General features: G+C 44.4%; 22 protein-coding genes and 1 riboswitch. All 22 genes read right to left on the bottom strand.

The features are described from left to right. Window positions 1-49: 49 nt before the first annotated feature. Entirely contained in the window at window positions 50-1549 is a 1500-nt protein-coding gene (locus ACYQY7_RS05145) for a cobyric acid synthase (protein WP_461201044.1), read from the bottom strand. Then, window positions 1542-2915 (bottom strand): cobyrinate a,c-diamide synthase, encoded by a 1374-nt coding sequence (locus ACYQY7_RS05140; RefSeq protein WP_461201042.1) that lies wholly within the window; start codon window positions 2913-2915, stop codon window positions 1542-1544. Before ACYQY7_RS05140 ends, ACYQY7_RS05145 begins: the two co-directional genes overlap by 8 nt. Further along, window positions 2897-3976, bottom strand: coding sequence for a cobalt-precorrin 5A hydrolase (locus ACYQY7_RS05135; RefSeq protein ID WP_461201041.1), 1080 nt, complete (start codon window positions 3974-3976; stop codon window positions 2897-2899). Before ACYQY7_RS05135 ends, ACYQY7_RS05140 begins: the two co-directional genes overlap by 19 nt. Window positions 3977-3978: 2 nt before the next feature. Then, complete coding sequence (gene cobM, locus ACYQY7_RS05130) at window positions 3979-4746, bottom strand: precorrin-4 C(11)-methyltransferase (protein ID WP_461201040.1); 768 nt, start codon at window positions 4744-4746, stop codon at window positions 3979-3981. Continuing rightward, window positions 4743-5444 carry a precorrin-2 C(20)-methyltransferase gene (gene cobI, locus ACYQY7_RS05125; RefSeq protein WP_461201039.1) on the bottom strand — a complete coding sequence of 234 codons (702 nt, stop codon included), beginning with the start codon at window positions 5442-5444 and terminating at the stop codon, window positions 4743-4745. Before cobI ends, cobM begins: the two co-directional genes overlap by 4 nt. Next, window positions 5441-6646: a precorrin-6y C5,15-methyltransferase (decarboxylating) subunit CbiE gene (gene cbiE, locus ACYQY7_RS05120; RefSeq protein ID WP_461201038.1), complete on the bottom strand. Its 1206-nt coding sequence runs from the start codon at window positions 6644-6646 to the stop codon at window positions 5441-5443. The genes cobI and cbiE overlap by 4 nt, the downstream gene beginning before the upstream one ends. Beyond that, complete coding sequence (locus ACYQY7_RS05115) at window positions 6612-7724, bottom strand: cobalt-precorrin-5B (C(1))-methyltransferase (protein ID WP_461201037.1); 1113 nt, start codon at window positions 7722-7724, stop codon at window positions 6612-6614. The genes cbiE and ACYQY7_RS05115 overlap by 35 nt, the downstream gene beginning before the upstream one ends. 2 nt (window positions 7725-7726) lie before the next feature. Then, window positions 7727-8359 carry a precorrin-8X methylmutase gene (locus ACYQY7_RS05110; protein ID WP_461201036.1) on the bottom strand — a complete coding sequence of 211 codons (633 nt, stop codon included), beginning with the start codon at window positions 8357-8359 and terminating at the stop codon, window positions 7727-7729. Further along, window positions 8322-9140, bottom strand: a complete 819-nt coding sequence (gene cobK / locus ACYQY7_RS05105) for a precorrin-6A reductase (protein ID WP_461201035.1) — start codon at window positions 9138-9140, stop codon at window positions 8322-8324. Before cobK ends, ACYQY7_RS05110 begins: the two co-directional genes overlap by 38 nt. Window positions 9141-9150: 10 nt before the next feature. Then, window positions 9151-9972, bottom strand: a complete 822-nt coding sequence (locus ACYQY7_RS05100; protein ID WP_461201034.1) for a sirohydrochlorin chelatase — start codon at window positions 9970-9972, stop codon at window positions 9151-9153. A gap of 5 nt (window positions 9973-9977) precedes the next feature. Then, window positions 9978-11504 (bottom strand): precorrin-3B C(17)-methyltransferase, encoded by a 1527-nt coding sequence (cobJ, locus tag ACYQY7_RS05095; RefSeq protein WP_461201033.1) that lies wholly within the window; start codon window positions 11502-11504, stop codon window positions 9978-9980. Window positions 11505-11509: 5 nt separating this feature from the next. After that, entirely contained in the window at window positions 11510-12277 is a 768-nt protein-coding gene (locus ACYQY7_RS05090) for an energy-coupling factor ABC transporter ATP-binding protein (protein ID WP_461201032.1), read from the bottom strand. Then, the gene (locus ACYQY7_RS05085; RefSeq protein WP_461201031.1) at window positions 12261-12983 is read right to left on the bottom strand and encodes a CbiQ family ECF transporter T component; all 723 of its coding nucleotides are present in this window, start codon (window positions 12981-12983) and stop codon (window positions 12261-12263) included. Before ACYQY7_RS05085 ends, ACYQY7_RS05090 begins: the two co-directional genes overlap by 17 nt. Further along, window positions 12976-13245, bottom strand: a complete 270-nt coding sequence (locus ACYQY7_RS05080) for an energy-coupling factor ABC transporter substrate-binding protein (protein WP_461201030.1) — start codon at window positions 13243-13245, stop codon at window positions 12976-12978. Before ACYQY7_RS05080 ends, ACYQY7_RS05085 begins: the two co-directional genes overlap by 8 nt. After that, complete coding sequence (locus ACYQY7_RS05075) at window positions 13242-13994, bottom strand: energy-coupling factor ABC transporter permease (RefSeq protein WP_461201029.1); 753 nt, start codon at window positions 13992-13994, stop codon at window positions 13242-13244. Before ACYQY7_RS05075 ends, ACYQY7_RS05080 begins: the two co-directional genes overlap by 4 nt. After that, on the bottom strand, window positions 13991-14353 hold the full coding sequence (locus ACYQY7_RS05070; protein ID WP_461201028.1) for a (2Fe-2S) ferredoxin domain-containing protein: 363 nt from the start codon (window positions 14351-14353) through the stop codon (window positions 13991-13993). The genes ACYQY7_RS05075 and ACYQY7_RS05070 overlap by 4 nt, the downstream gene beginning before the upstream one ends. Window positions 14354-14493: 140 nt before the next feature. Then, window positions 14494-14675: riboswitch (cobalamin riboswitch) on the bottom strand. A gap of 84 nt (window positions 14676-14759) precedes the next feature. Continuing rightward, window positions 14760-15794, bottom strand: a complete 1035-nt coding sequence (locus ACYQY7_RS05065; RefSeq protein WP_461201027.1) for a LacI family DNA-binding transcriptional regulator — start codon at window positions 15792-15794, stop codon at window positions 14760-14762. 16 nt (window positions 15795-15810) lie between these two features. After that, on the bottom strand, window positions 15811-18138 hold the full coding sequence (locus ACYQY7_RS05060) for a glycoside hydrolase family 31 protein (protein ID WP_461201026.1): 2328 nt from the start codon (window positions 18136-18138) through the stop codon (window positions 15811-15813). Between the two features lie 18 nt (window positions 18139-18156). Beyond that, a complete protein-coding gene (locus ACYQY7_RS05055; RefSeq protein ID WP_461201025.1) occupies window positions 18157-19674 on the bottom strand; it encodes an alpha-amylase family glycosyl hydrolase in 1518 nt (505 codons plus the stop codon). A 96-nt stretch (window positions 19675-19770) separates the two neighbouring features. Continuing rightward, window positions 19771-20613 (bottom strand): sugar ABC transporter permease, encoded by an 843-nt coding sequence (locus tag ACYQY7_RS05050; RefSeq protein WP_461201024.1) that lies wholly within the window; start codon window positions 20611-20613, stop codon window positions 19771-19773. 1 nt (window position 20614) lies between these two features. Beyond that, window positions 20615-21898, bottom strand: a complete 1284-nt coding sequence (locus tag ACYQY7_RS05045; protein WP_183248475.1) for a carbohydrate ABC transporter permease — start codon at window positions 21896-21898, stop codon at window positions 20615-20617. A gap of 111 nt (window positions 21899-22009) precedes the next feature. Continuing rightward, window positions 22010-23302, bottom strand: a complete 1293-nt coding sequence (locus ACYQY7_RS05040) for an extracellular solute-binding protein (RefSeq protein WP_461201023.1) — start codon at window positions 23300-23302, stop codon at window positions 22010-22012. Between the last annotated feature and the right edge of the window lie 113 nt (window positions 23303-23415).

The raw sequence follows: 23415 nt of genomic DNA, 5'->3' as shown, positions 1-23415 counted from the left end.
AGATTTTTATAGATTTTTATAGATTTTAACAAAAATATTTTAACAGTTACTAACCCCCTTGAAATGCAATCATTTTTTGTTCAATCGCTTTTACATCGACATATGTTTCAATGCAATCTGCCAGCTCATCGAATGCTTGCTCACGTAATTGCCGATAAAGCGGTCGCTCCGCTAATGGTGGAAGCTGTTTTTTGCGTCGTATATCGTTTAACAAGTCATGACGAAACGCATCGTTATGAAATAGGTCGTGCATATACGTTCCGATAACGCGCTCATCTTTCGTTTTACACCCATCTGTTTTCCCTTTAAGCAAAATAAGTGGCTCACCGCGTTTCACGATCGAACGTCCCATATGAATTTCATATCCTTTTACATGAAACGTTTTGTTTTTATAGGTTAATCTTCCTTCGCATAACACCGTCGTTTTTTCACATGCAAGCGTCGTTTCCACCGGCAGCAAACTTAATCCATCTATGCCATTAAGCAATGTTTCGACATGAAACGGATCTTTAATACGTTCACCGAGCATTTGATAGCCGCCGCAAATGCCGATCATTGTCACATCTGTTCGCTCATACAAACGCTGGATCGCAGGAAACAGTCCCGTTTCTTTTAAAAAGCGAACGTCTTCAATCGTATTTTTACTCCCTGGCAAAATGAGCATATCTGGCTCGCCTAATACCGAAGCATCCGTCACAAACCGCACCGAACAATCAGGTTCTGCAAACAACGGATCGATATCTGTAAAGTTCGAAATGCGCGGATATTGAATGACCGCAATATCAATCGCTTTCGTATCGTCTTTTTTTGTCGCATAGCGAGAAAGCGTCACCGAATCTTCAGCATCGATTCGCATAGGCACATATGGCACAACGCCGAGCACCGGCACGCCTGTATATTGTTCGAGCCAATGCAGTCCAGGCTGAAGAAGCGAACGGTCGCCACGAAATTTATTAATAATGACTCCAATGATACGCTTGCGGTCTTGTTCCTCTAACAGTTGCAACGTACCGACTAAACTCGCAAACACCCCACCGCGCTCAATATCGCCAACAAGCACGACAGGCGCATTCGCCATACGCGCCACGCGCATATTCACGAGTTCGCGATCGTTTAAATTCACTTCTGCTGGACTTCCCGCCCCTTCAATGACAAGGCGATCATATTGTTTCATTAATATGTCAAGCGACCTTCGAATAAGCTCGAGGCCAATATGAAAAAACTCGTTGCGATAAGCGGTCGCTTTCATATTTGCATACGGTTTTCCGTGCACGACAATTTGCGCTTCTTGATCGCGGCTCGGCTTAATTAAAATCGGATTCATATGCGTCGTTGCCAACACGCCTGCCGCTTCCGCTTGTACCCCTTGCGCGCGCCCAATTTCTTTTCCATCGACCGTCACATATGAATTAAGCGACATATTTTGTGATTTAAACGGCGCCGTCTTCCAGCCGTTTCGCGCAAAGATACGGCAAAAAGCGGTCGCAATGACACTTTTTCCAGCATCCGAATGCGTTCCTTGAAACATAATCGGAAGCGCCTTACGCATCGCGCTTCACCTCGCTACACGTTTTCAGCCATCGTTCAACGAGCAACGGGTTTGACGGAAAATAAAAATGAACGTAACCAGCGACAAGACGTTTGTCCATATAGCCATCTTTTTTACACCCGCGCAACCCTTTTGCTTCATACGCAAACTTTCCTTCCGTGCGCGGAATAAACGTTGAATAATGAAATTCGTGCCCTTTTGCTAAATCTCGTTCGAACAAAAAGTTTCCTTCTGCTCCCGTCACTTCACGATAGCCGAGCGCCGCAAGCGTTCGTTGCATGCGCACATGCCCAGGAATGACGCCGACCATCTCATAATATTGCCCAGCTGTCGTCACGATCCCTTCCGTTAAATACATAAATCCGCCGCATTCGGCAAGCGTTGGCAAACCACTTTCAATCACTTCGGCAATCGACTGTTTTACTTCTTCATGACGCGCCAGTTCCGCGGCAAATTCCTCTGGAAATCCCCCTCCAATGTACAAGCCGTCAACGTCATCTGGCACACGTTCACCGGCAAGCGGTGAAAAATAAACGAGCGTCGCTCCATACGCCTGAAGCATCTCCAAATTTTCTTCGTAGTAAAAATGAAACGCGGCATCTTTCGCGATGGCAATACGCACGTCGTACGTTTGCTTCGGTTTAAAAAATGGCACGCTTGGTAGATCATTCGCCTCTGCTAATTCCCATATTGCATCCAAATCAACCGTTTTAGACATTCGCTTCCCAAGCTTATCAAAAAACGGCTGAAGTTCCCCTCGTTCCACAGACGGAACAAGACCTAAATGGCGCTCTGGAATCGCTAAATCGCTCTCTTTTTGCAAATAGCCAACAACAGGAATATGACATTGTTGTTCAATCGCTTTTTTCACAAGTCGAAAATGTCCTTCGCTTCCGACCCGATTCGCAATGACGCCAACGATACGAACACGCTCATGAAACAATTGAAACCCGCGTACAATGGCTGCGGCGCTGCGCGCCATCCCTGAACAATCAACAACTAATAATACAGGGCTTTCGGTAATCATACTAATTTCCGCGGTCGATCCTTCGTTTGTCGTCGCCCGTTTTCCGTCAAATAACCCCATTACTCCTTCAATAATGGAAAGGTTCGCTCCTTCGCTCCCTCTCCGGCATACGTAACGCACAACGTCTTTATTTCCCATCCAACTATCTAAATTGCGTGAACGTCTTCCCGTCACCGCTGTATGGTACGTCGGGTCAATATAATCTGGTCCGCATTTAAATCCTTGAACAACATACCCTTTTTGTTTAAATGCGCTCATTAAACCGAGCGTCACCGTCGTTTTGCCGACGCCGCTTCCCGTCCCTGCCACGACAATTCTTCTCACCGCTCTCCCTCCCATAGCGCAATCGAAATCGTCACGTTGCCACTTTTTTTCTTCGTTAAAACAAGTTGCTTTTGTCCGCTATATCGCTTCGCAGCAGGTTCGCTGACGCCGTACGCGCCTACGTAACGAAACACCGTTTCAGACGGCTCGTCGATCGGGACGGCGTTTAACTGTTCCGCCGTATAAAAAATAAGTGGCCACTTATATTTGTTTGCGACAGCTAATAAACCTTCTTCATCTTTTTTTACATCAATCGTGCATAATGCTTTTACACTTTTGATGGAGAAGCGAAGCTGTTGCAACGTATCGCAAATGACGTTCTCTATTTCTTCCGCACTCGTTCCGCGATTGCATCCGATGCCGATGACGATCACTTTCGGACGATACAATACCCCATTTTGTAAAATGGCTTCTTCCTCTTTTTCAAGCAATCGATGCGTCACAACGAGCGCCGCATCGGGCTTCGCTTCAAGCGCTTCAGCAGTCGAACGATATGTGCGAATGTTCGCTGGAAGCGGCGTGTCATACGTCCACCAATGCCGTTCACCCGATTCTTGTACAATCGCAACGTGTTGCTCATTGACGACGGCAGCGCTGACAGGCGTCAAATTTTCTTCATTTTCCCATTCCCAGCCGAACGAGCGACCGAATAAATCAACAGCAATCGTTTGTTGGACATCAGACGCTGTCGTAATGATCGGTCGGGCATGAAGCAATTTCGCCACTTGACGTGTCAGTTCATTTGCCCCACCTAAATGACCAGATAGCACACTAATGACATGTTCCGCTTTATCGTCAATGACGACAACGGCAGGATCTGTTTTTTTATCTTTTAACAGCGGGGCAATCATGCGCACGACGGCACCGAGCGAAATAATAAAAATGAGTCCGCGGTACGTCCCAAACAATTCTGACAAAAGAAAACGAACATTTCCTGAAAATAAATAAATACCTTTTTGCTCTTCATCGCCTTTCGCAAATTTATCAGTATAATAGACGTGCGCATCGGGAAGTTTTTCATATAATTTTCTTGCGATTTCTACCCCATGTTTCGTAATCGCTACAACGGCATACATAACTACTTCTCTCCTTTGCGATAGCCGTGTGTAAATGTTTCATCATACAATTTGGAACGATACGACTCATCAAGTTTATTAGAAAGCGCCCAGCCTGCTAAAATGAGGGCATGTTGTCGAATGCCGTGGCGCTGCATATCTTCATGAAGCGTACCGACAGTCGAGCGCACCACTTTTTCGTCTGGCCACGTCGCTTTATATACAACGACGACAGGAGTATGTTCGCTCCATCCGGCTTCAAGGAGTGATGCTGTCACTTTTTTTGTTAACGTTGCACTTAAAAAAAGAGCGATCGTACAACGATGTTCAGCAAGCAACGTGAGCTTCTCCTTTTCCGGAACCGGTGTTCTTCCTTCCGCACGCGTTAAAATAACCGTTTGCGTTAAATTCGGTACGGTCAACTCCACTTGCGCAGCAGCAGCGGCAGCAAATACAGAACTAACCCCCGGAACAATTTCGACATCAATTCCTTCTTTTTTCAAAAGTACGATTTGTTCTATCGTTGCTCCATAAATCGATGGATCGCCTGTATGAAGACGAACGACCATCTTTCCGTTTCTCACTTCTTCACGCATAAGTGAGACAATTTGCTTTAAATGCATGCCCGATGTACAAAAAATGCGCGCATCTTTTTTTGCATATGTAAGCAGTTCGTCATTGACAAGCGAATCCGTATAAAAAATAGCATCCGCTCGCTGCAACAACGTCATTCCTTTTACTGTAATGAGTTCAGGCGAACCTGGACCAGCCCCAACAATGTATACTTTCACGTTCTCACCACCATTAACGTCAAATAAGGCAACGACACGTTTTCCAATTGCTCAACGTCCCATATGACTTCTTCACGGGACGTCACTTTTGTCACGACTGCCGCTTGCTTCGTCAAATTCATCTCTTTTAAAAGCGCAAGAAGGAGCGGCATCACTTTCGCCACTTTTAAAAACACGACGCAATCGTGATCTTGTAGCGCTTTTTTCATCGCATCATAATCATCGCGTGCGGGAACGATGGCGATCGTTTCGTCGCCGTCCGCTAGCGGCAACTGCAGGCGTGCTGCTGCTCCGTTCATCGACGAAATGCCTGGAACGACTTCAATTGGCACGCTCGGATGATACGTTTGCATCGTGCGCATAAAATGAATAAACGTGCTATATAAAAGCGGATCGCCTTCCGTCACAAACGCAACATGTTTCCCTTCACGTAAATACCCCCATACCGTTTCAACCGTCTCACGCCATTTTTCGCGCAACACATTTTCGTCTTTCGTCATCGGAAAAACTAGACCAAGCATTTGTTTTTCTTTTTCGGAAAAATACGCTTCGACAATTTGTTGGGCGTAACTTTTACTTCCGTTCGTTTTTTTCGGATAGGCAATCACATGCGCTTCTTTTAAACGACGAAACGCTTTGACTGTCAATAGTTCTGGATCGCCTGGGCCGACGCCAATGCCATATAACATACCGATCATTCGGTCTCCCCCTTCCGTGCTGAAATAATATATATCGGATTTAATGAATCAAAACGTGTTAATTGTAAAATCGGCTTACTGCGCGAAAACTGAGCGAGCAAAATATCGACATCGTAACCGTGATGACGCAATGCATCTATTGCTTCATATAGCGTTTCAATTGTGACTGCATTGATGACGATGCGTCCATCCTTTTTTAATCGCGCGCAACACACGTCGATGATGTCGCGCAAACGCCCGGACGTTCCACCAATAAAAATCGCATTCGGGTCAGGAAATTGCGCTAATCCTTCAGGAGCTCGACCGTGCACAAGCGTAAAGTCTGCGCGGAATTTTTTCATATTTTTCTGACATATTTCAATATCTAAAGCGTTTTTTTCCATCGCAAATACCGCCCCTTCCCGAGCGATTTTCGCCGCTTCAATAGCGACTGATCCTGTGCACGTACCAATATCCCATACGACGCTTTTTTCATGAAGGCGAAGTGCTTGCAAGCTTAATACGCGCACTTCTTTTTTCGTAATGAGCCCTTTTTCCGGTTTTCGTTGCAAAAACTCCTCATCGTCAATCCCAAACGTCCAGCTCGGTCCTCTATTTACACGTCGTAAAACGACAATATTTAACGGGGAAAATGACGCCTCTTTCATCTCTTTTAACGTCAACAAGCGACAACGCTCGTTTTCACCACCAAGATTTTCGCCAACAAACGCCTCATATTCCGTCATCCCGTATGATAGTAAATACGAGGCAATTGCAGGCGGATCGTTCGTCTCATCTGTTAAAATCGCTACTTTTTCTTTTCCGTCAATTCGCTGTGCCAATCCTTTTATCGTACGTCCGTGCAAACTAACAACGTACGCATCATGCCAACTTTCCCCTATTTTCGCAAACGCCCATTGAAGCGAACTAACGGATGGATACACAGCGATCGGCACTTTTTTCGCTAAATAACTACCGATACCGTAAAACAATGGGTCACCTGATGCTAAAACGACTGTTCTTTTCGGCTCATTCGTCAATATGGAAACGAGCGATGATACATTGTTGCGAATGACAATTTTCTCTCCAGTATAATCAGGAAAAAATGATAGTTGCCGTTCTCCGCCAATAAGCCGCTCGCTTTCATCAATCCATTGTTTATATAATGAAGGAAGCGACGCTTTTCCATCAGCTCCGATACCGATTAATTTCATTTGTTCCACCGCTTCGCACCGCCTTTCCTAGCCATTGTCCTGTTAACGTATACATCGTCGTTTCCACCGTCATTCCTCCGCCCACCTCACGTAACGCATGTTGGCAACAATAGTCACATAACAAATGAAAAAACGACATATATCCTGCTTCATACATCATATCGCCAACTTGCGACGCTGTATTCGCTTGTTGAACGGCTTCGATCATATGTCGTGGAGCACCGCATTGCTCCGCGATGTGAGCTAAAAAATGAAAATCGACAGGGGCGCTTTTCGAGTGCACCATCATCACTCCTTGGGCAACTTTTGAAAACTTCCCCATCATCCCAACGAGCGATACCGTTTTCATACCGAGACGTTTACATTGTTTCAGCGTAAAACCGACGAAATCCCCCATCTCAATGAACGCTTCTTCTGGAAGATGGCTATATTGCATCATCGCATATTTTTCACTTCGTCCTCCTGTCGTGATGACGACGTGGTCACATCCGCAAGCGACGGCAACTTCAAGCGCACGCACAATACTTGCTCGATAAGCAGATGTCGAAAACGGGACGACGATTCCGCGCGTTCCTAAAATCGAAATGCCCCCAACAATACCGAGACGACCATTTAACGTTTTTTTCGCGATTTCTTCTCCGTTTGGCACAGAAATAACAATGCGTACGCCACCTTTCACACCGTATTCCGTAAGCAAATCGCGAGCGACGCCCGTTATCATTTGTCGCGGTACTGGATTAATTGCCGCTTCACCAACGGGAACGGGAAGCCCGGGCTTTGTTACCCTTCCGACTCCTTCTCCTCCATCAATATGAATACCTTCATCCGTCCAGCTCACTGTTGCGACAATGGAAGCACCGTGCGTCACATCCGGATCGTCGCCACCGTCTTTCACGACAATTGCGCTTGCTATATGTTCGTTCAACTCACAAGAAACGATTGGAAACGTAACCCCTCGTCCGATAGGCAACATAATTGTCGCTTCTGTTTGTTTTATGCCGGTAATAAGCGCCAACAATGCCGCTTTTGTGGCAGCCGTTGCACATGCACCGGTCGTATACCCTTCACGTAATTTTCCCTTTTCCATACTTATTCTCGCTCCGCTAAAATAGACAAAGCATTTAACGCAGCGACCGTCACCGTGCTCCCTCCTTTTCTCCCGATGTTCGTAATAAATGGAATATCTAGTTTCGCTAATTCTTCTTTCGATTCTGCCGCTGAGACAAAGCCGACAGGGAGACCGATAATTAACCCCGGACGAGCCTCTCCTTCTTTCACTAATCGAATTAATTCAAGCAAAGCCGTTGGGGCATTTCCAATCGCAAAAATACCCCCATCCGCTTCTTTCACCGCTTTGCGCATCGCAACAATCGCACGCGTTGTATTTAACCGCTTCGCTTCTTTCATCACATCTTCATCAGAAATATACACGTGGACGCTCCCACCGTATGTTTCAATGCGTGCTTTATTTATACCTACTTGCACCATTTGCACATCCGCTACTACCTTTTTCCCCGCACGAATCGCAGCAACACCTGCTTCAATCGCGCGCGGGTGAAATAAAAGACTTTTTCCTAATTCAAAATCCGCACTCGCATGAATGACACGCCGAACGATGGCGTATTGCTGTTCGGTAAATGCGTGCTCTCCTATTTCATCATCAATGATTTGGAAACTTTTTTGTTCAATTTGCTCCGGCTGAACAGTAATCGGACGAAACATTTACTTTTTCTCCCCCTTTTTTTATCTCTCGCCCTAATGCGTAAATGACATCGGAAAACTCATGATACATGTTTGGATAAGCAAGTTTTGGGCGACGAATCACGACGGTTTCAATGCCAAGCTCTTGCGCGGCAGCTGTTTTTTCATCGACAAAGCCAACTTGTCCGCTTTCTTTCGTTACAAGAAGCGTCACGCCAAAATGTTTCATGAAAGCCATATCTAGTTGTTTCGTAAACGGTCCTTGCATCGCAATAATATTTTCTTGTGGAAAGCATAATTGCTCGCACTTTTCCATATTGTCTTTCCGTGGCAACATGCGGGCAATAAGACGAACATCTGGAAGCGAGAGCAACTTTTCTGCAAAAATATGCAACGTTTTGCTTCCTGTCGTAAGCATGATGACCCCTCTTTTTTCCGCTGCGTACTCTGCTGCTGCTTCGTAGCTATCGACAAATGTAACGCGATCATACGTAATCATGCTTTCTTTTCGCTCATAACGGATATACGGAACGTTCGCTTCCTCTGCCGCTTGCATCGCTTGACGTGACGCTTCTTCTGCAAACGGATGGCTCGCATCAACGATCGCTTTCGCCTTATGTTGTTTTATGATCTCAACCATTTCACGCGCCGTTAAACGTCCAATATGGGCACGCAATCCGACATATGCCATTTGTTCTGCTGCGTGTTCGGTGACAACCGTAGCCAACACGTCATACCCAGCATCACGAATGGCTAACGCTAACTGTCTTGCATCGCTCGTTCCCGATAACATAATAATCATCCGTTTCACCTCAATGATCATGATGATGGTGGTGGTGATGTTCAGCCATATGAAGCCGATATTGGCACGTATCACAATTCATATGAACCGAATCGCTAAGTGCTTCTTGTAACCGATCAAGCACAATCGTTTGTAATTTCGGATGAAAACCAAAATAATGGGCAAGAACGAAAGAAATGTTCGGGTATGTGCTTTGAAACTCGGAAACTCGCCTTTCTAACCGCTTAATAAGCACACCTGTAAATAAAAAGTATGGCAAAATAACGATTTTTTTTGCACCGAGTTTGACACATCGCACGACCGCTTCATCTAATGACGGATGAGTGACACCCATAAAAGCTGGCTCAATGGTGACCTGTTTATTTCTCTCCCAAAATAAGCGAGCAATTTTATACAAATCGCTATTTGCATCTGGATCGCTTCCCCCACGTCCAAGCAAAATGATCGCTGTTTGCTCATCGATGACAACTCCTGCTTCTTGCAGGCGGTCGTTTAAAATCGTAAACGTATCGTTATGAATGCCAAGTGGCCGCCCATACGTAAACGAAACGTGCGGATAGCGCTCTTTCGCTTCGTCAATCGCCGCTGGAATATGCAGTTTGGAATGTCCAGCTGGAAGCAAAATAATCGGAATAACAATCACGTCCGTTGCCCCTCGTTGTACGCAATGTACGATGCCATCCGTAACAGATGGAACGCCAAATTCTAAAAAACATGTATGCACATAAAACGTTTTGTCGATTTGCGGACGAAGCGTTTGAACAAACCGGCGCACTTGTTCGTTTCCTTCTTCATCTCGACTTCCATGCCCAACGAATAAAATCGCTTTCATTTTCTTCACTCTCCACATGCCGCAGGCTCTACTTTTATCGTTTGTCCATAAACAAAGCCACCGGCTTCTTTTTTTCGCTCAAAAAACTTATGAAATCGCTCGTTTGCATATCCTTCTTCTTTATATTGCGCAATGATGCGAGCGATCGTTTCGACAAGATCATCTGGACGAATGCCTTCGGCGACAAGTTGTCCAGGATGTGCATTTCTTCCTACTGTTTTCCCACCTAAAAATAAATCAAACGCTCCTTTACGATAAACGATTCCGATATCTTCATGGACAGCCCCGTAACATGCCATGCCACACCCGTTAAATCCAAGGCGCAGCTCTTTTGGCAACTCTATGCCACCGAATCGTTCGTACAATTGTTCTGCATAAGGAATCGCATCTTTTTTTTCTCCATCGCAAAAGTCGCACGCTTTTATGACACATACATTTCCCATTGGAGCAATAGTGAAACCAGCCTCCACCAATGCTTCGATGACTTCAGTTGGTCGCTCTGTCTCCATCGTTACTTTTAAATAATGATCTCGTGTGTACGTAATCGTCCCTTGCTCGCCAACGATGCGGGCGAGATCCATCATTTGCTTCGGCGTAAATGTTTTATTTGCCACTCCCGAACTAACTGCTACTTCTAACCGTCCCATTGTTTGCTTCTTAGGAGCAGTCACTTTTTCATACGCTTCTTCCGCTAGTGAGCGCACGTTCGTTAACGCCCATGGTTCTGCTTCTGGTCGCAATCGCTCGTGCGGTTTTAACGGCTGGACAGCGCTTGATAGCTTATATTTCCGCTCATAGCCTCGAGGGGTAATCATTAGGCCGTCATGAATGAATGTAGAAGAATTTCCAATGATGACCGTCGTTAACATGCCGATGTCGTGCGCTAACATGTCTCCTAAATTTGTTAACACAATATGTTGTCGCTCGCGGTACGCACTTTTGACGAGACCAACAGGTGTATGTGGTGAACGATATGTTAATAAAATGCGCTGGGCCTCGACAATTTGTTGCGTGCGACGGCCGCTTTTCGGGTTATATAGGGCAATAACAAAATCGGCTGCTGCAGCTGCTTCCATTCTTTTTGCAATTACGTTCCATGGCGTTAAATGGTCGCTTAAACTAATCGTACATGCATCGTGCATAATCGGCGCCCCTAACAAAGCGGCGCACGAATGAATGGCTGAAATGCCAGGAATAATCTCCACTTCGATGCCTGTTTCCCTTTTCCATCCCTTTTCAATTAACACTTCGTAAACAAGCCCAGCCATTCCATACAGTCCTGCGTCTCCACTTGAGATGACAGCCACTTTTTTACCACGTTCCGCCTGTTTCATCGCCTCTTGAGCGCGACTTACTTCTTCCGTCATTCCTGTGCTAATGATTTCTTTTCCATCAATGAGATCGATGATTAAATCGACATACGTTTTATAGCCGACAATGACATCGCTTTCTTCAATCGCTTCGCGAGCTCGCTTTGTCATATGATCGACACTTCCCGGACCAAAGCCGACGACAAACAATTTTCCAGCCATTGCTTTCACCCCTTTTTCCATCGTTCGATCCATTCAAACAATTGTTGTTCCGTACACGTCTTGTTTTCCTTCAACCATATGCGTAAAAGAAGAGGGAGTGGCAAACCGAGCTTATGAAATATATTCGCTTGCGAAAATATAAACGCTGGTGTACCACATAAAACGATGCGACCATCATGCATAACAAACACTTCATCCGCCCATTGCCAAACAAAATCAAGATCGTGCGTGATGACAACGAGCGTCGTTCCCGCTTTATGCAGTTCATTTAGCTTCATGACTAAGCGCTCGCTCTGTGAAATATCTAAATAAGCAGACGGTTCATCGACAATAAGCAAATGAGGTTTTGGTGCCATTGCTATCGCAAGTGACAGCCATTTTTTTTGCCCGAGGCTTAAATGATGAATCGGTATATCGCGCCATTGATGGAGTGAAAACTGTTCGATAACATGTTCCATTTGCTCACGATTCGCTTGTAAACTAAGTGCCAATTCCTCGTCGATCGTCGGTGCTAAAAATTGATGTTCCGGGTTTTGAAAAACGACACCAACATGTTTTCGTAAACAATCTCTATTTACTTTCCTTTCTTCCCAATACACGTCCCCTTTCGTCGGGCGGTAAATACCGTTCGCATGAAGCAACCACGTCGTTTTTCCACAACCGTTTTTTCCAATTAATGCATATTTTTTTCCTCGTTCAATCGTAAGTGATACTCCTTTTAACACGTATGCGCCGTTTCGATACGTATAATGAACATTATGAAACCGTAGCATATAAGCCCTCCAAAATAAATAGCACAACAATTCCAATAAACGCTTCGATGACATACCTTCTTGGCAACTGTTCATCTGCACACATTGGAACAGCAAAAGAAACGTTGCGCGCTTGTTGTGCAATCATCATCGCCTCATAATGATGCAATGTTTGACGTAACAACTGTGCAACAGCCAGTGAAGCAAAGCGCCAATCCCGCTCTCCACGTTTTATTTGCACCGTAACAAACAGCTCTTTTGCTGTTTTTTCTACTATAAAAATAAAACGATACGTCAACAACAGCAGCTCAATAAACACACTAGGGATGCGCCACTTGTTTAACGCATGCGCTAAGCGGAAAAATGGCGTTGTTGCCGCAAGAAAAAATAAAATAACTGAACTTGTAAACGTCCGTAAACAAATCGTACCGACATTAGAAATATTGTCACTCATCAAGCGAATATGTCCATCAAATGAAATGAGAAGAGGGACGCTGCTTCCAATGGCAATAAGCGTGATAAATGCACAGACACGTAAACAAACACTCGAAGGCAAACGCGCATAAACAATGAGCCAAATAAGCAACCATCCGACAATGAAAAAACGACCGACATTTGTCCCAAATAGTGCGAATATAAGTAAAATAAAGGAAAATATTAACTTGAATGTCGCATTCAGTTTAGACAAACGATTGCGATATGCCCATGCATCAAGCCAACTAACCATTCCGTTTTCTTCCCCTATACAAACCGATAATGTAGCCGATTACCCCAGCACCAAATGCAGCTTGTAAAGAAAACAGCAACGTTTCCACTTCTCCGCTTGGGGGCTCAAAAAATACATCAAACCATGGCTCATAATTTGGCGAAATTTGTCTGATCATCTCCTCCGCAAGCGTATCCGCTCCAGCAAACTCTGTATTTTTCACGATGAGTAGCGGCAACATGATTAACAGCGCGGCAACAAACAGCAATGTCCGATTGTTCATTCAAAAGACGCCCCTTTCTGTTGCAAAATATCCAGCTCTTGCTTCGTGTACGTATGTAAAAAATTCCATACGACGACGGTAAGCAACCCTTCTGTTACAGCAAGCGGCACTTGTGTCACCGCAAAAATCGAAGCAAATTTCAAAAATGCTCCCCATACACCGCTTGCTGCGTCTGGAAACGCGAGCGCAAGTTGAACGGATGTCATAATATACGTCGTTATATTCGCAATCATTGCGGCAAGAAAAACAGAAGCGCGCATCGATACACCAATTTTTTTACATCCAGTAAACAATACGTATGCAACAAATGGACCAACGACAGCCATCGAAAATGCATTCGCTCCAAGCGTTGTCAATCCACCATGCGCAAGCAAAAGGGCTTGAAACAATAATACTGCTGTACCGATGACCGTCATAACAAACGGTCCAAATAAAAGTGCGCCAAGACCTGTCCCTGTCGGATGCGAGCTACTTCCTGTGACAGACGGAATTTTTAACGCCGACAATACAAATGTGAACGCGGTAGCAAGTGCAAGAAATAACCTCACCTCTGGCTTTTGTTTCATGAGGCGCGTAATCGTGCGCAAACCGACAAAGAAAAACGGTAAAAATAGCAGCCACCAAACGAGCGCCCATTGCCAAGGTAAAAACCCTTCCATAATGTGCATCGCATATACAGAAGGCGAAAGTGCAAACAAAATATAGGCAGCAGCGCACACACTAACAATCCAAAACAACGGTTTCTTCACTTTTTCTTCCCCCTTGTCGCAACGCTATATTCAGGCATGACAAAGCCTTCGTCATATGTGTACGTCACATATTCATGCAACATTTCACCATCGCGCACATGTTTTCGTACGATGTCCCTTCCAACTTGTTCGTCAATCGTACGGTACCAAACACCTTCGGGATAAACGATAACGACGCACGCATCCTCACAGCGACCGTTACATCGTGTCCGTGTCGTATGAACGTGCGCATGTAGTTGCAACGTGTCAATTTCATCACGAATTGCTTGCGTCACCTCCTCTCCACCTTTTCGCATACAACTCCCCCCGTTACAAATCAACACATGATGTTTCGTTCCTTGTAAATCCCATGTCGCCATATATGTCACTCCTTTTTAAAAATAAAAAAGCACCTCTAGGTAGAGGTGCAGAAAAAACGAAATATTCAAACAATAAAGCTCCCGCAAGTGTTGTTTATTTTTCATCGTCCCCGCACGTCTACCTATATTCCCGTAGGCAGCCGACGTATCGCAAGCAGGCAGGTCTCCTGGCTTAGGTTCATCGTTTCGTTGCGCCTTCCCAAAAAATCAGTGGCATATTGCAACGAAACTCCCCATCACAGTGGCGGGTACCGCGACGGCTTTGCACCGTTCTTCCCTTTTAAGCATACGGACGTATGCACCGTACTTGCTCATCGTATCATTTTTTCAAAGAGCATGAATGTTAAGAATATAATACATCATTTTTTTCTTCTCGCCTAGCCTGTTTTATAAAAAAAGCACCTTCTTATTTAGAAGGCGCTTTGTAATAATCGCACGAAAATCGTTTCACAAGCGTATGTGGAATGATGATTCGTTTAATTGGCTCATTCGGGTTTTCGATTTGTTGAATTAAATTTCTTGCCGCTTCAAAGCCAAGTTGAAAAATGTTAATGTCTACCGATGTTAACGGCGGACGAGAAATTTCCGATAAAAGTACGTTGTTAAAGCTGACGATTGATACATCCCCCGGCACGCTTAATCCTATTTCAGCAAGCGTATTTAACACACCGAGCGCCATTAAATCGTCCGCCACGACGAGCGCCGTTGGCGGTTCGGCTAACGAGAGAAGCTCCTTCATCGCCTCTTGTCCGCCTTCTTTTAAAAATTCTTCATGTACGATGTAATCTTTTCTATATACAAGCCCTGCAGATTTCAACGCTTTTTCATAACCGCGCAAACGATCCATCGTCACAATGAGATTGACGTTTCCACCGACAAACGCGATGCGCTCATGACCAAGTTCAATTAAATATTCCGTTGCCTCGCGCGCCGCACGGACGTTATCGTTATCAACGTGCGTAATTTCCTCTGCTTTTTTATGCGGTTTTCCAATCACAACAAACGGCACATCTTCTTTTTGTAAATACGCCATAATTTTATCGTTCGTACGCGAATACAGCAAAATTACACCGTCGACGCGCTTTCCTTGCACCATATGCACAACGCCATCGTAAATTTCCGCTTCCGTCTCTCCAGTCGATAACTGTAAAGCGTATTGCCGATCATGCACCGCTTTACTAATGCCGCGAATGACTTCTGGGAAAAACGGGTTTTGAAACGCTTTATCTGCTGAACTCGGCATGACGAGCCCGATCACTTGCGTTGATTTATTTGCTAAACTGCGCGCGATGAAATTCGGATGATAGCCAAGCTCTTTCATCGCCTCGCGCACTTTTTTCTTCGTTTTTTCGCTAATCCGCGGGCTATCTGCGATGACACGCGAAACGGTCGATGGCGCCACGTTCGCTCGCTTCGCTACATCTTTAATCGTTACTGTCATAAAAATCCCCCATCTCTTACAACACAAACGTGTTTGTCGCTTCATCGATGACTCGTTGTTCCCCATTAACAACAATCGTTGTCGGCACGTCCCCAACGAACGCGACATGCAGTTGCCATGTTGGTTCGTACGTCCCATCTGTTTTTACGTCAAAATGGACGGTATGATCAAAAAACGTCGCTTGAATATGCATGCGGGCATATTCTCCTTTTTCATACGCAAACGTTGTGCCGTCATCATCATAAAGCGTGTATGTCGATATTCCTTCTCTCATTGTATACACGTGCAATGTAATTTGTTCATCGGAAATAGCGGTCGATGGCTTCACATCGGCGTGAGCGATCATCGCCCCTTCTCTTACATATATCGGCAAACAATCAAGCGGAGCTTCCACGATATACCGTCGACCACCTTCAAACACTTCTTTTGTCCAATAATCAACCCAACGTCCTTCTGGGAAATAAACGATGCGATGCGCTGTATATGGACGTATAATTGGTGCAATCATCACTTGATCGCCAACCATAAACTGATCGGATATGTTCCACGTTTCGCAATCGTTCGGATATTCCATCATAAGCGGACGCATCATCGGCACACCGGTTTGATATGCTTCAAAACATAACGTGTACAAATGTGGGAGCCATTCATAACGCAATTCAATATATCGTTTTACGATTTGTTCGTATGTTTCCCCAAACGCCCACGGTTCTTGCCGCGCAAAACCAATCGCACAATGATTGCGAAAATATGGGAAGAACGCACCGACTTGCGTCCACCGAACGAGCAGTTCTCCATTCGCATCATGCGCAAATCCACCGACATCTGCCCCGCAAAACGCCACCGCGGATAACCCTAAATTTAAGCACATCGGCACCGACAGCTCAAGGTGCTCCCAAAAGCTACGATTATCACCTGTCCATACAGCGGCGTAGCGATGAATACCGGCAAACCCTGCGCGCGTCAACACAAACGGACGTTTCCCTTTCAGCTGCTTTTTCAATGCGTGATACGTCGCTTCTGTCATCATCATCCCATATACGTTATGCACTTGGCGGTGCGTTTTCCAGCCATCATGAACAACTTGTTCATCGATCGTTTTCGTCTCGTTAAACACAGACGGCTCATTCATATCGTTCCAAATTCCTTCAATGCCGATGTCCGTATAAAACGTATGTTGTTCGCCCCACCATTTGCGCACTTTTTTCTTTAAAAAGTCTGGAAACACGCTCGTACCCGGCCAAACGTCCCCTTTGTATAGCGTTCCGTCAGCATATTTACAAAAATAATCTTTTTGCACTCCATCACGATACGTATCATACTCCGCATCGACTTTCACGCCCGGATCAACAATCGGAACGATATGAACCCCTTTTTCCTTTGCATAGTGAATAAGCGATTTCGGATGTGGAAACCGTTTTTGATCAAACGTAAAAACACGATATTCGTCCATATAATGAATGTCTAAATATATCGCATCAAGAGGAATATGTTTTGTGCGAAATGTATCAATTAATTCACGCACTTCTTGTTCCGTTTCATAACTATAGCGCGACTGATGATAACCGAGCGCCCACTTTGGCGGCAGCGGCATGCGGCCAACAAGATGCGTATATTGCGTCAACACATCTTTTGGATGCGAACCGGCAAACACGTAATAGTCGAGCGCACCACCTTCTGACGTGAACGTATAAAACGATTCATGCCGCAAGTCAAACGTCGTTTCATACGTATGGTCGAAAAAGACGCCGTGTGCATGTCCGTCTTTTAACACCATCATGTACGGATGCGACTGGTATAGCGGATCCGTTTCTAAATTGTGCGGAGCATACACATCTGTATTCCACATCGTCCATACTGCACCGCGCTTATTTAACACACCTGTTTTTTCTCCCAATCCATATACGACATCTGTCGGGGTGAGCGCATGTGTACACCGCATACGCCCTTTTGCTTGAAAGCATACGGGCTGTTCATCGCGCACAAGCAGCGTTCCTTTATTGTCGTATATCGCTAACCGAAACGGGCTTCGCTCGATGACAATCGTCAACTGTTTCGACTGCAACTCCCAGCCATCTTCTCCTTCACGAACGTGCACGTCTACTTTTTCTGGCGTTGCGATGACCGCTGGGCTAACGGAATCGTACTTCCCATCGAACGGATCGATCGTCACTCGAACGATATCGTCACGATAAAAATGTATTTTACCTAATGCTTGATCACATGTAAATGCAAATATTTGTTTTTTTCCTTCAATTTTTTGCACATCACCAACCGATTGCCACACATCTGTTTCATTCGTCCCATTCGTCGGCCGAATCGCAAAGCTCGTATCCTCTAGCATACATGCCGCCCCCTATCGTTATGATCGCTTCCGTTTTCGCGCTAAATATAAAAACAGTCCAAACGAAGCGTACACCGCCACAAGCGCCGCGATAAACGGAATGTTTAACCCTGTTTTTGGCGCAAGTACGTAAATTTCTGCGGTTTCACGATCTAAAATGATGTCATACTTTCCATCTTTGCTCCGCACTAAATCTCCTGCAAGCAACCCGCGCAATTCCTTTCCTTGTTCCAGTTCGTCATCGAGCGTCACTTTTTGCGTTTTTGACGTGTTATTAATCGCAATGACCGTTGTTTCGTTTTCGTACGTTCGTTTAAAGAGCGCCATGCCGTCTTTTTCATAAAGCAGCTCAAAATCGCCGCGGCGAAGCGACGGAAGCTTCTCGCGCAATTCACCGAGCTTTGTGACATAATCAATGAGCTCTTTATCGGTGCGGAAATTCATTAAACGACGGTTGTCTGGATCTTCCCCTCCATCAAGCGCAATTTCTGTCCCATAGTACATTATCGGAATGCCCGGTGCCGAAAACAAATACGTCAGTCCAAGCTTTAAACGCGTCACCGGATTGATGCGATTTTGCAATGCTAATCGTGTAAAACGAACGGTATCATGATTATCTAAAAACGTGCCAAGCAAATACGGACGTTCATAAAACGCCTCGTTTCGCTTCCATACGTTGTAAAGTGGCTCAATCGATTGGTCAACGTTTGAAAAAATAGTTGATGCTTCTTTATAAAACGGAAAATCAATTAATGCATCAATCCCGTGCTTACCATATTCCGCAACATAACGTGGATCGTCATGCCACACTTCACCGAGAAGGAAAAAGTCTTTTTTCACTGATTTCACTTCTTTAGAAAACTCGTCCCAAAACCACTTTGGCACATGTTTGACCGTATCTAAACGATAGCCATCAATATCCGTTTCTTGAATCCACCATTTCGCAACATCCAATAAATACGCTTTCACTTCCGGATTTTCTTGCGCTAAATCGGGGAGACCAAATAGCCAGCCGTTTTCGACTTCTTGTTGATTCGCCCAATTGAAAATGTCTTTTTTCTCATGAAACCAATCTTTTTTCGCTGGATCGTTTAGCCACGGATGATTGTAACCCGTATGGTTCACAACAAAATCTAAAATGACTTTCATATCGCGCTTATGCGCCTCTTTTACAAGCCGTTTAAAATCATCGAGCGTGCCGAAATGTTCTTCCACTTTGTAAAAATCTTCAATCCAATAACCGTGATACCCGCCTTTTTCATTCGCAAAAATCGGGGTCAGCCAAATCGCTGTAAAACCCATCTCTTTTATGTAGTCAAGCTTGTCAATAATTCCTTGCAAATCGCCGCCATGATAAGCTTTCGGGTCATGTACGTTCACTTCATAGTCATTTTTCGGATTCCCATTATTAAAACGGTCGACCATAATAAAATACACGCGTTCATCTTGCCACGTTCGCTCCGTTTTCGCACTTGTTGGCGTCGCAACGGACAGCAACAAAATAAAAGTAAGTAGCGCACGAAATACATATTTCATCTTATTCACTCCCCATTCATTCCAAAGCTTCTTATGTTAATATATCTCTAAATAGTAAGAAAGGAAAGAACCAAAACGATTCTTTCCTTTCGTTTCTCATCCTTTTGTTCCACCTGCCGTTAAGCCAGAGACGAAATACTTTTGGAATGAAAGGAAGAGAATAGCGATCGGCACAGCAATTAAAACAGATCCTGCCGCAAACGTTGTAAATTCACTACCAAACTGTTTTGCAACTAAATCGTACAATCCGACCGCAAGCGTATATTTTTCTTTGCTGCGAAGTAACACGCTCGCTAAGATGAAATCTCCAAACGGCGCAATAAACGTAAAGAGCGCCACAACCGCAATAATCGGTTTCGCAAGCGGTAAAACGATTTGGAAGAAAATGCGCAAGTGCCCGGCTCCGTCAATTTTCGCCGATTCATCAAGCTCTTTCGGAATTGTATCTAAATACCCTTTCATCAGCCACGTATTCATCGGAATGGCACCACCGACGTATACGAGAATTAGCCCTAAATGCGTATCAACTAACCCAGTTAAAAGCGCTAAAATGAAAATCGCAATGAGCGCCGCAAAGTTTGGGATCATTTGCAAAATTAAAAACGTCATCAACCCATTTTGGCGTCCAATAAACCGGTAACGCGAAAACGAATACGCTGTTAAACTAACTAAAATGACCGAAAAAATCATCGTCAATGTCGAAATTTTTAACGAGTTCCAATACCAAATGAGATAATCGCTTTGCGATGTATCAAACAACTTTTTATAATGGGCAAGCGTGGCGTTGTCTGGAATCATTTTCGACCCCGATAAGCTTTGCCCTGGGTTAAATGACGAGCCAACGACCCAAAGAAGCGGATAGACGATAATGATCGTCATCGCTAAAATGACTGCATACGACAACGTCAACCGAATGAGTTTTTGTCTTTTCATATCCATATTACATCATATCCTCTTCTTTAAATGATTTTGTTCTTCTAAACTGCCATAATGCCACAGATACAACAACGAGAGAAAGCAATAACGTAATCGCTGCTGCTTTCGAATATTGCGCAGACGTCATCGTTAAACGATAAATCCACGAAATTAAAATGTCCGTCGCACCTGCATTTTGCCCAGATACCGCAGGACCGCCACCATTAAATAAGTAAATAATGTTAAAGTTGTTGAAGTTAAACGTATATTGCGTAATTAAAATTGGTGCTGTCGCATACAACACGAGCGGAAGGGTAATTTTAGTAAACTTTTGCCAACTTGAAGCACCATCGACTGTCGCCGCTTCATACAATTCGTTCGGAATCGCTTGCAATACCCCTGTTGTCATCGCAAAGACGAACGGGAAGCCGAGCCACGTTTGAATGAGAATAAGTGCTACTTTCGTCCAAAACGGATCAGTCATCCATTCAATTGGTCCGATGCCGAGCGATGCTAAAATCGTTTTATTAATCACACCGAACGATTCGTTGAACATACCTGAGAAAACGAGAATCGTCACAAACGCTGGAACGGCCCACGGTAAAATGAAAATCGTCCGAATGATCGCTTTCCCTTTTAAGTCTTTTTGGTTTACAATAATCGCTAAGAAAATACCGAGCGCAATTTGTAACGTCGTTGCCCCAAACGTCCAAACGATCGTCCAAGCAAGGACGTTAATAAACGTTTTCCGCCAAAGATCGAGCTTCACTAAGTCAATAAAGTTTTGAAATCCAACCCAATCAACAAGTTTGGCTGGCGGAGAATGATACAAATCATAGTTTGTAAACGCCAATAACACGACGAAAATAATCGGAAAAATGACGACAAACACAAGCAAAATGAACCCTGGTGAAATCATTAAATATGGAAAGCCGTTGTCCACGAGCGCGCGATATTGCTCACGCAACGAGCTAATTTTCAACCCTAAATCGCGCTTTTGCCCATTTTTATAGGCGTCGCGCAAATTAAACGCATAAAATCCAAGTCCAAACACTGAAATGATAACGGCTAAAATTCCTTCGACAAGCAAGAAAATGGAATGGTCACGTCCGACAACTTCACCGAGGGTAAAGATCCCCCACCATCCCATATTTAATAAATCTTTAAAAACGATGAAAAACGAAGCAGCTAAAATAAAAAATGAAATGCCTTTCACGTATTGACGATTATACAGTTGTCCAAATCCCGGAATAAGTGATAAACCGAGGGCAATTTTCCGATGGTTCGATTGATACATTGGTGTTTCCATTGATTTTGTCTCCTTTCTAAACAATGGCGAGGAGCGCACTTGAATGTGAATAACTAAACAAATAAAACAAAGTTGAAGCAGTACCTCTACAAGAGAGGTACCGCTTATTTCTTACTTGCTTGGATGGTTTGTTTCAATGTTCGTTTTAATTGTTTTTACAGCTTCATCAAGCGCTTGTTTTGGCTCCGCTTTTTGGTTTGCCACAAGTTGAAGTGCTGTCGCCATTGGTCCCCATACTTCTGCCATTTCAGGAATGTTTGGCATTGGAATCGCATATTGAGATTGGATCGCAACCGCTTTTGCCCCTTCATCTTCTGCGATTAACGGATCGTTAATGAGCGACTTCACAGGCGGAATTTCACGCGTTAACTCGAAACGTTTTTTCGCATTTTCTTCGTTTGTAATAAACTCAATAAGTTTTGTTGCCCATTCAGGATGTTTAGAGAACGCAGATACGTGCCATCCTTTTACACCCATAAATGTTTTTACAGGCTCACCGTTTGGCAATTTCGGCATTGGTGCTACACCGATATCGATGCCTGCATCACGCATACCTTGGAACGCCCACGGACCGTTCATGACAGATGCTGCTTTTCCTTCGTTGAATAAGCCGTCCATCGCTGAGCCGCCGTTTTCACCGATAATACCTTTCGGGAATAATTCTTTATACCATTGTTGAATATATTCTGTCCCTTTGACTGCTCCTTCATTATTCAATCCGATATCGTTGCGGTCTAACGCACCGTTATTGTTTTTAAATACGTAACCGCCCATACCAGCGATCACACCGTGTGCGAAATAGAAGTTATCCCAGAGCGCTAAGAAACCGTATTGTTCGCCTTTTGTAAATTCTTTAGAGAATTGATACAGTTCATCCATCGTTTCAGGCGCTTTGTCCATTAATTTTTTGTTATAAATGAACACAGGAGTTTCTACTGCTTTTGGAAGTCCGTATAACTTTCCATCATACATTTGCGCTGCGATCGAAGATTCTGTAAACGTGTCTAATACCGATTGATCGACTTGAATTTCACGAATAAGCCCTTCTGTAACGAGCTGACCGATTTGGTCATGTGGAACAGTAATGACGTCAGGACCTGTGCCAGCCGGACCGTCTAAACGCAGTTGATCGCGTTGTTTTGTTGCCATTTCCACTTCTTTGTACTCGACTTTAATGCCATACTTTTCTTCGAACGCTTTAATTGCTGGCTCTAACGCCACACCGCGCTTCACGTCTTCCCAAACGACAAGCTTTTCTGGTTTTGGTGGCATGCCGTCTTCTGTTACTTCTGTTTTTCCTTCGTTTTCATTTTCAACTGGTTTCGCCTCATCTTTTGGACCACAACCTGCCATCACACCTGCGAGTAATGCAAGCGATGAAAAAATGGATACCGTCTTTTTCATTTCGACCCCTCCTATGTTTTAAGCAATACGTACAAACGCTTTCATTTTTTGCGAAAACGATTGCACAACCTTTATCTTCATTATACAATCATTTTCCGTTTTGACAACTATTT

This window comes from Anoxybacillus sp. TBDG-1, assembly GCF_054815885.1.
This window is presented reverse-complemented; position numbering and strand designations above follow the sequence as displayed.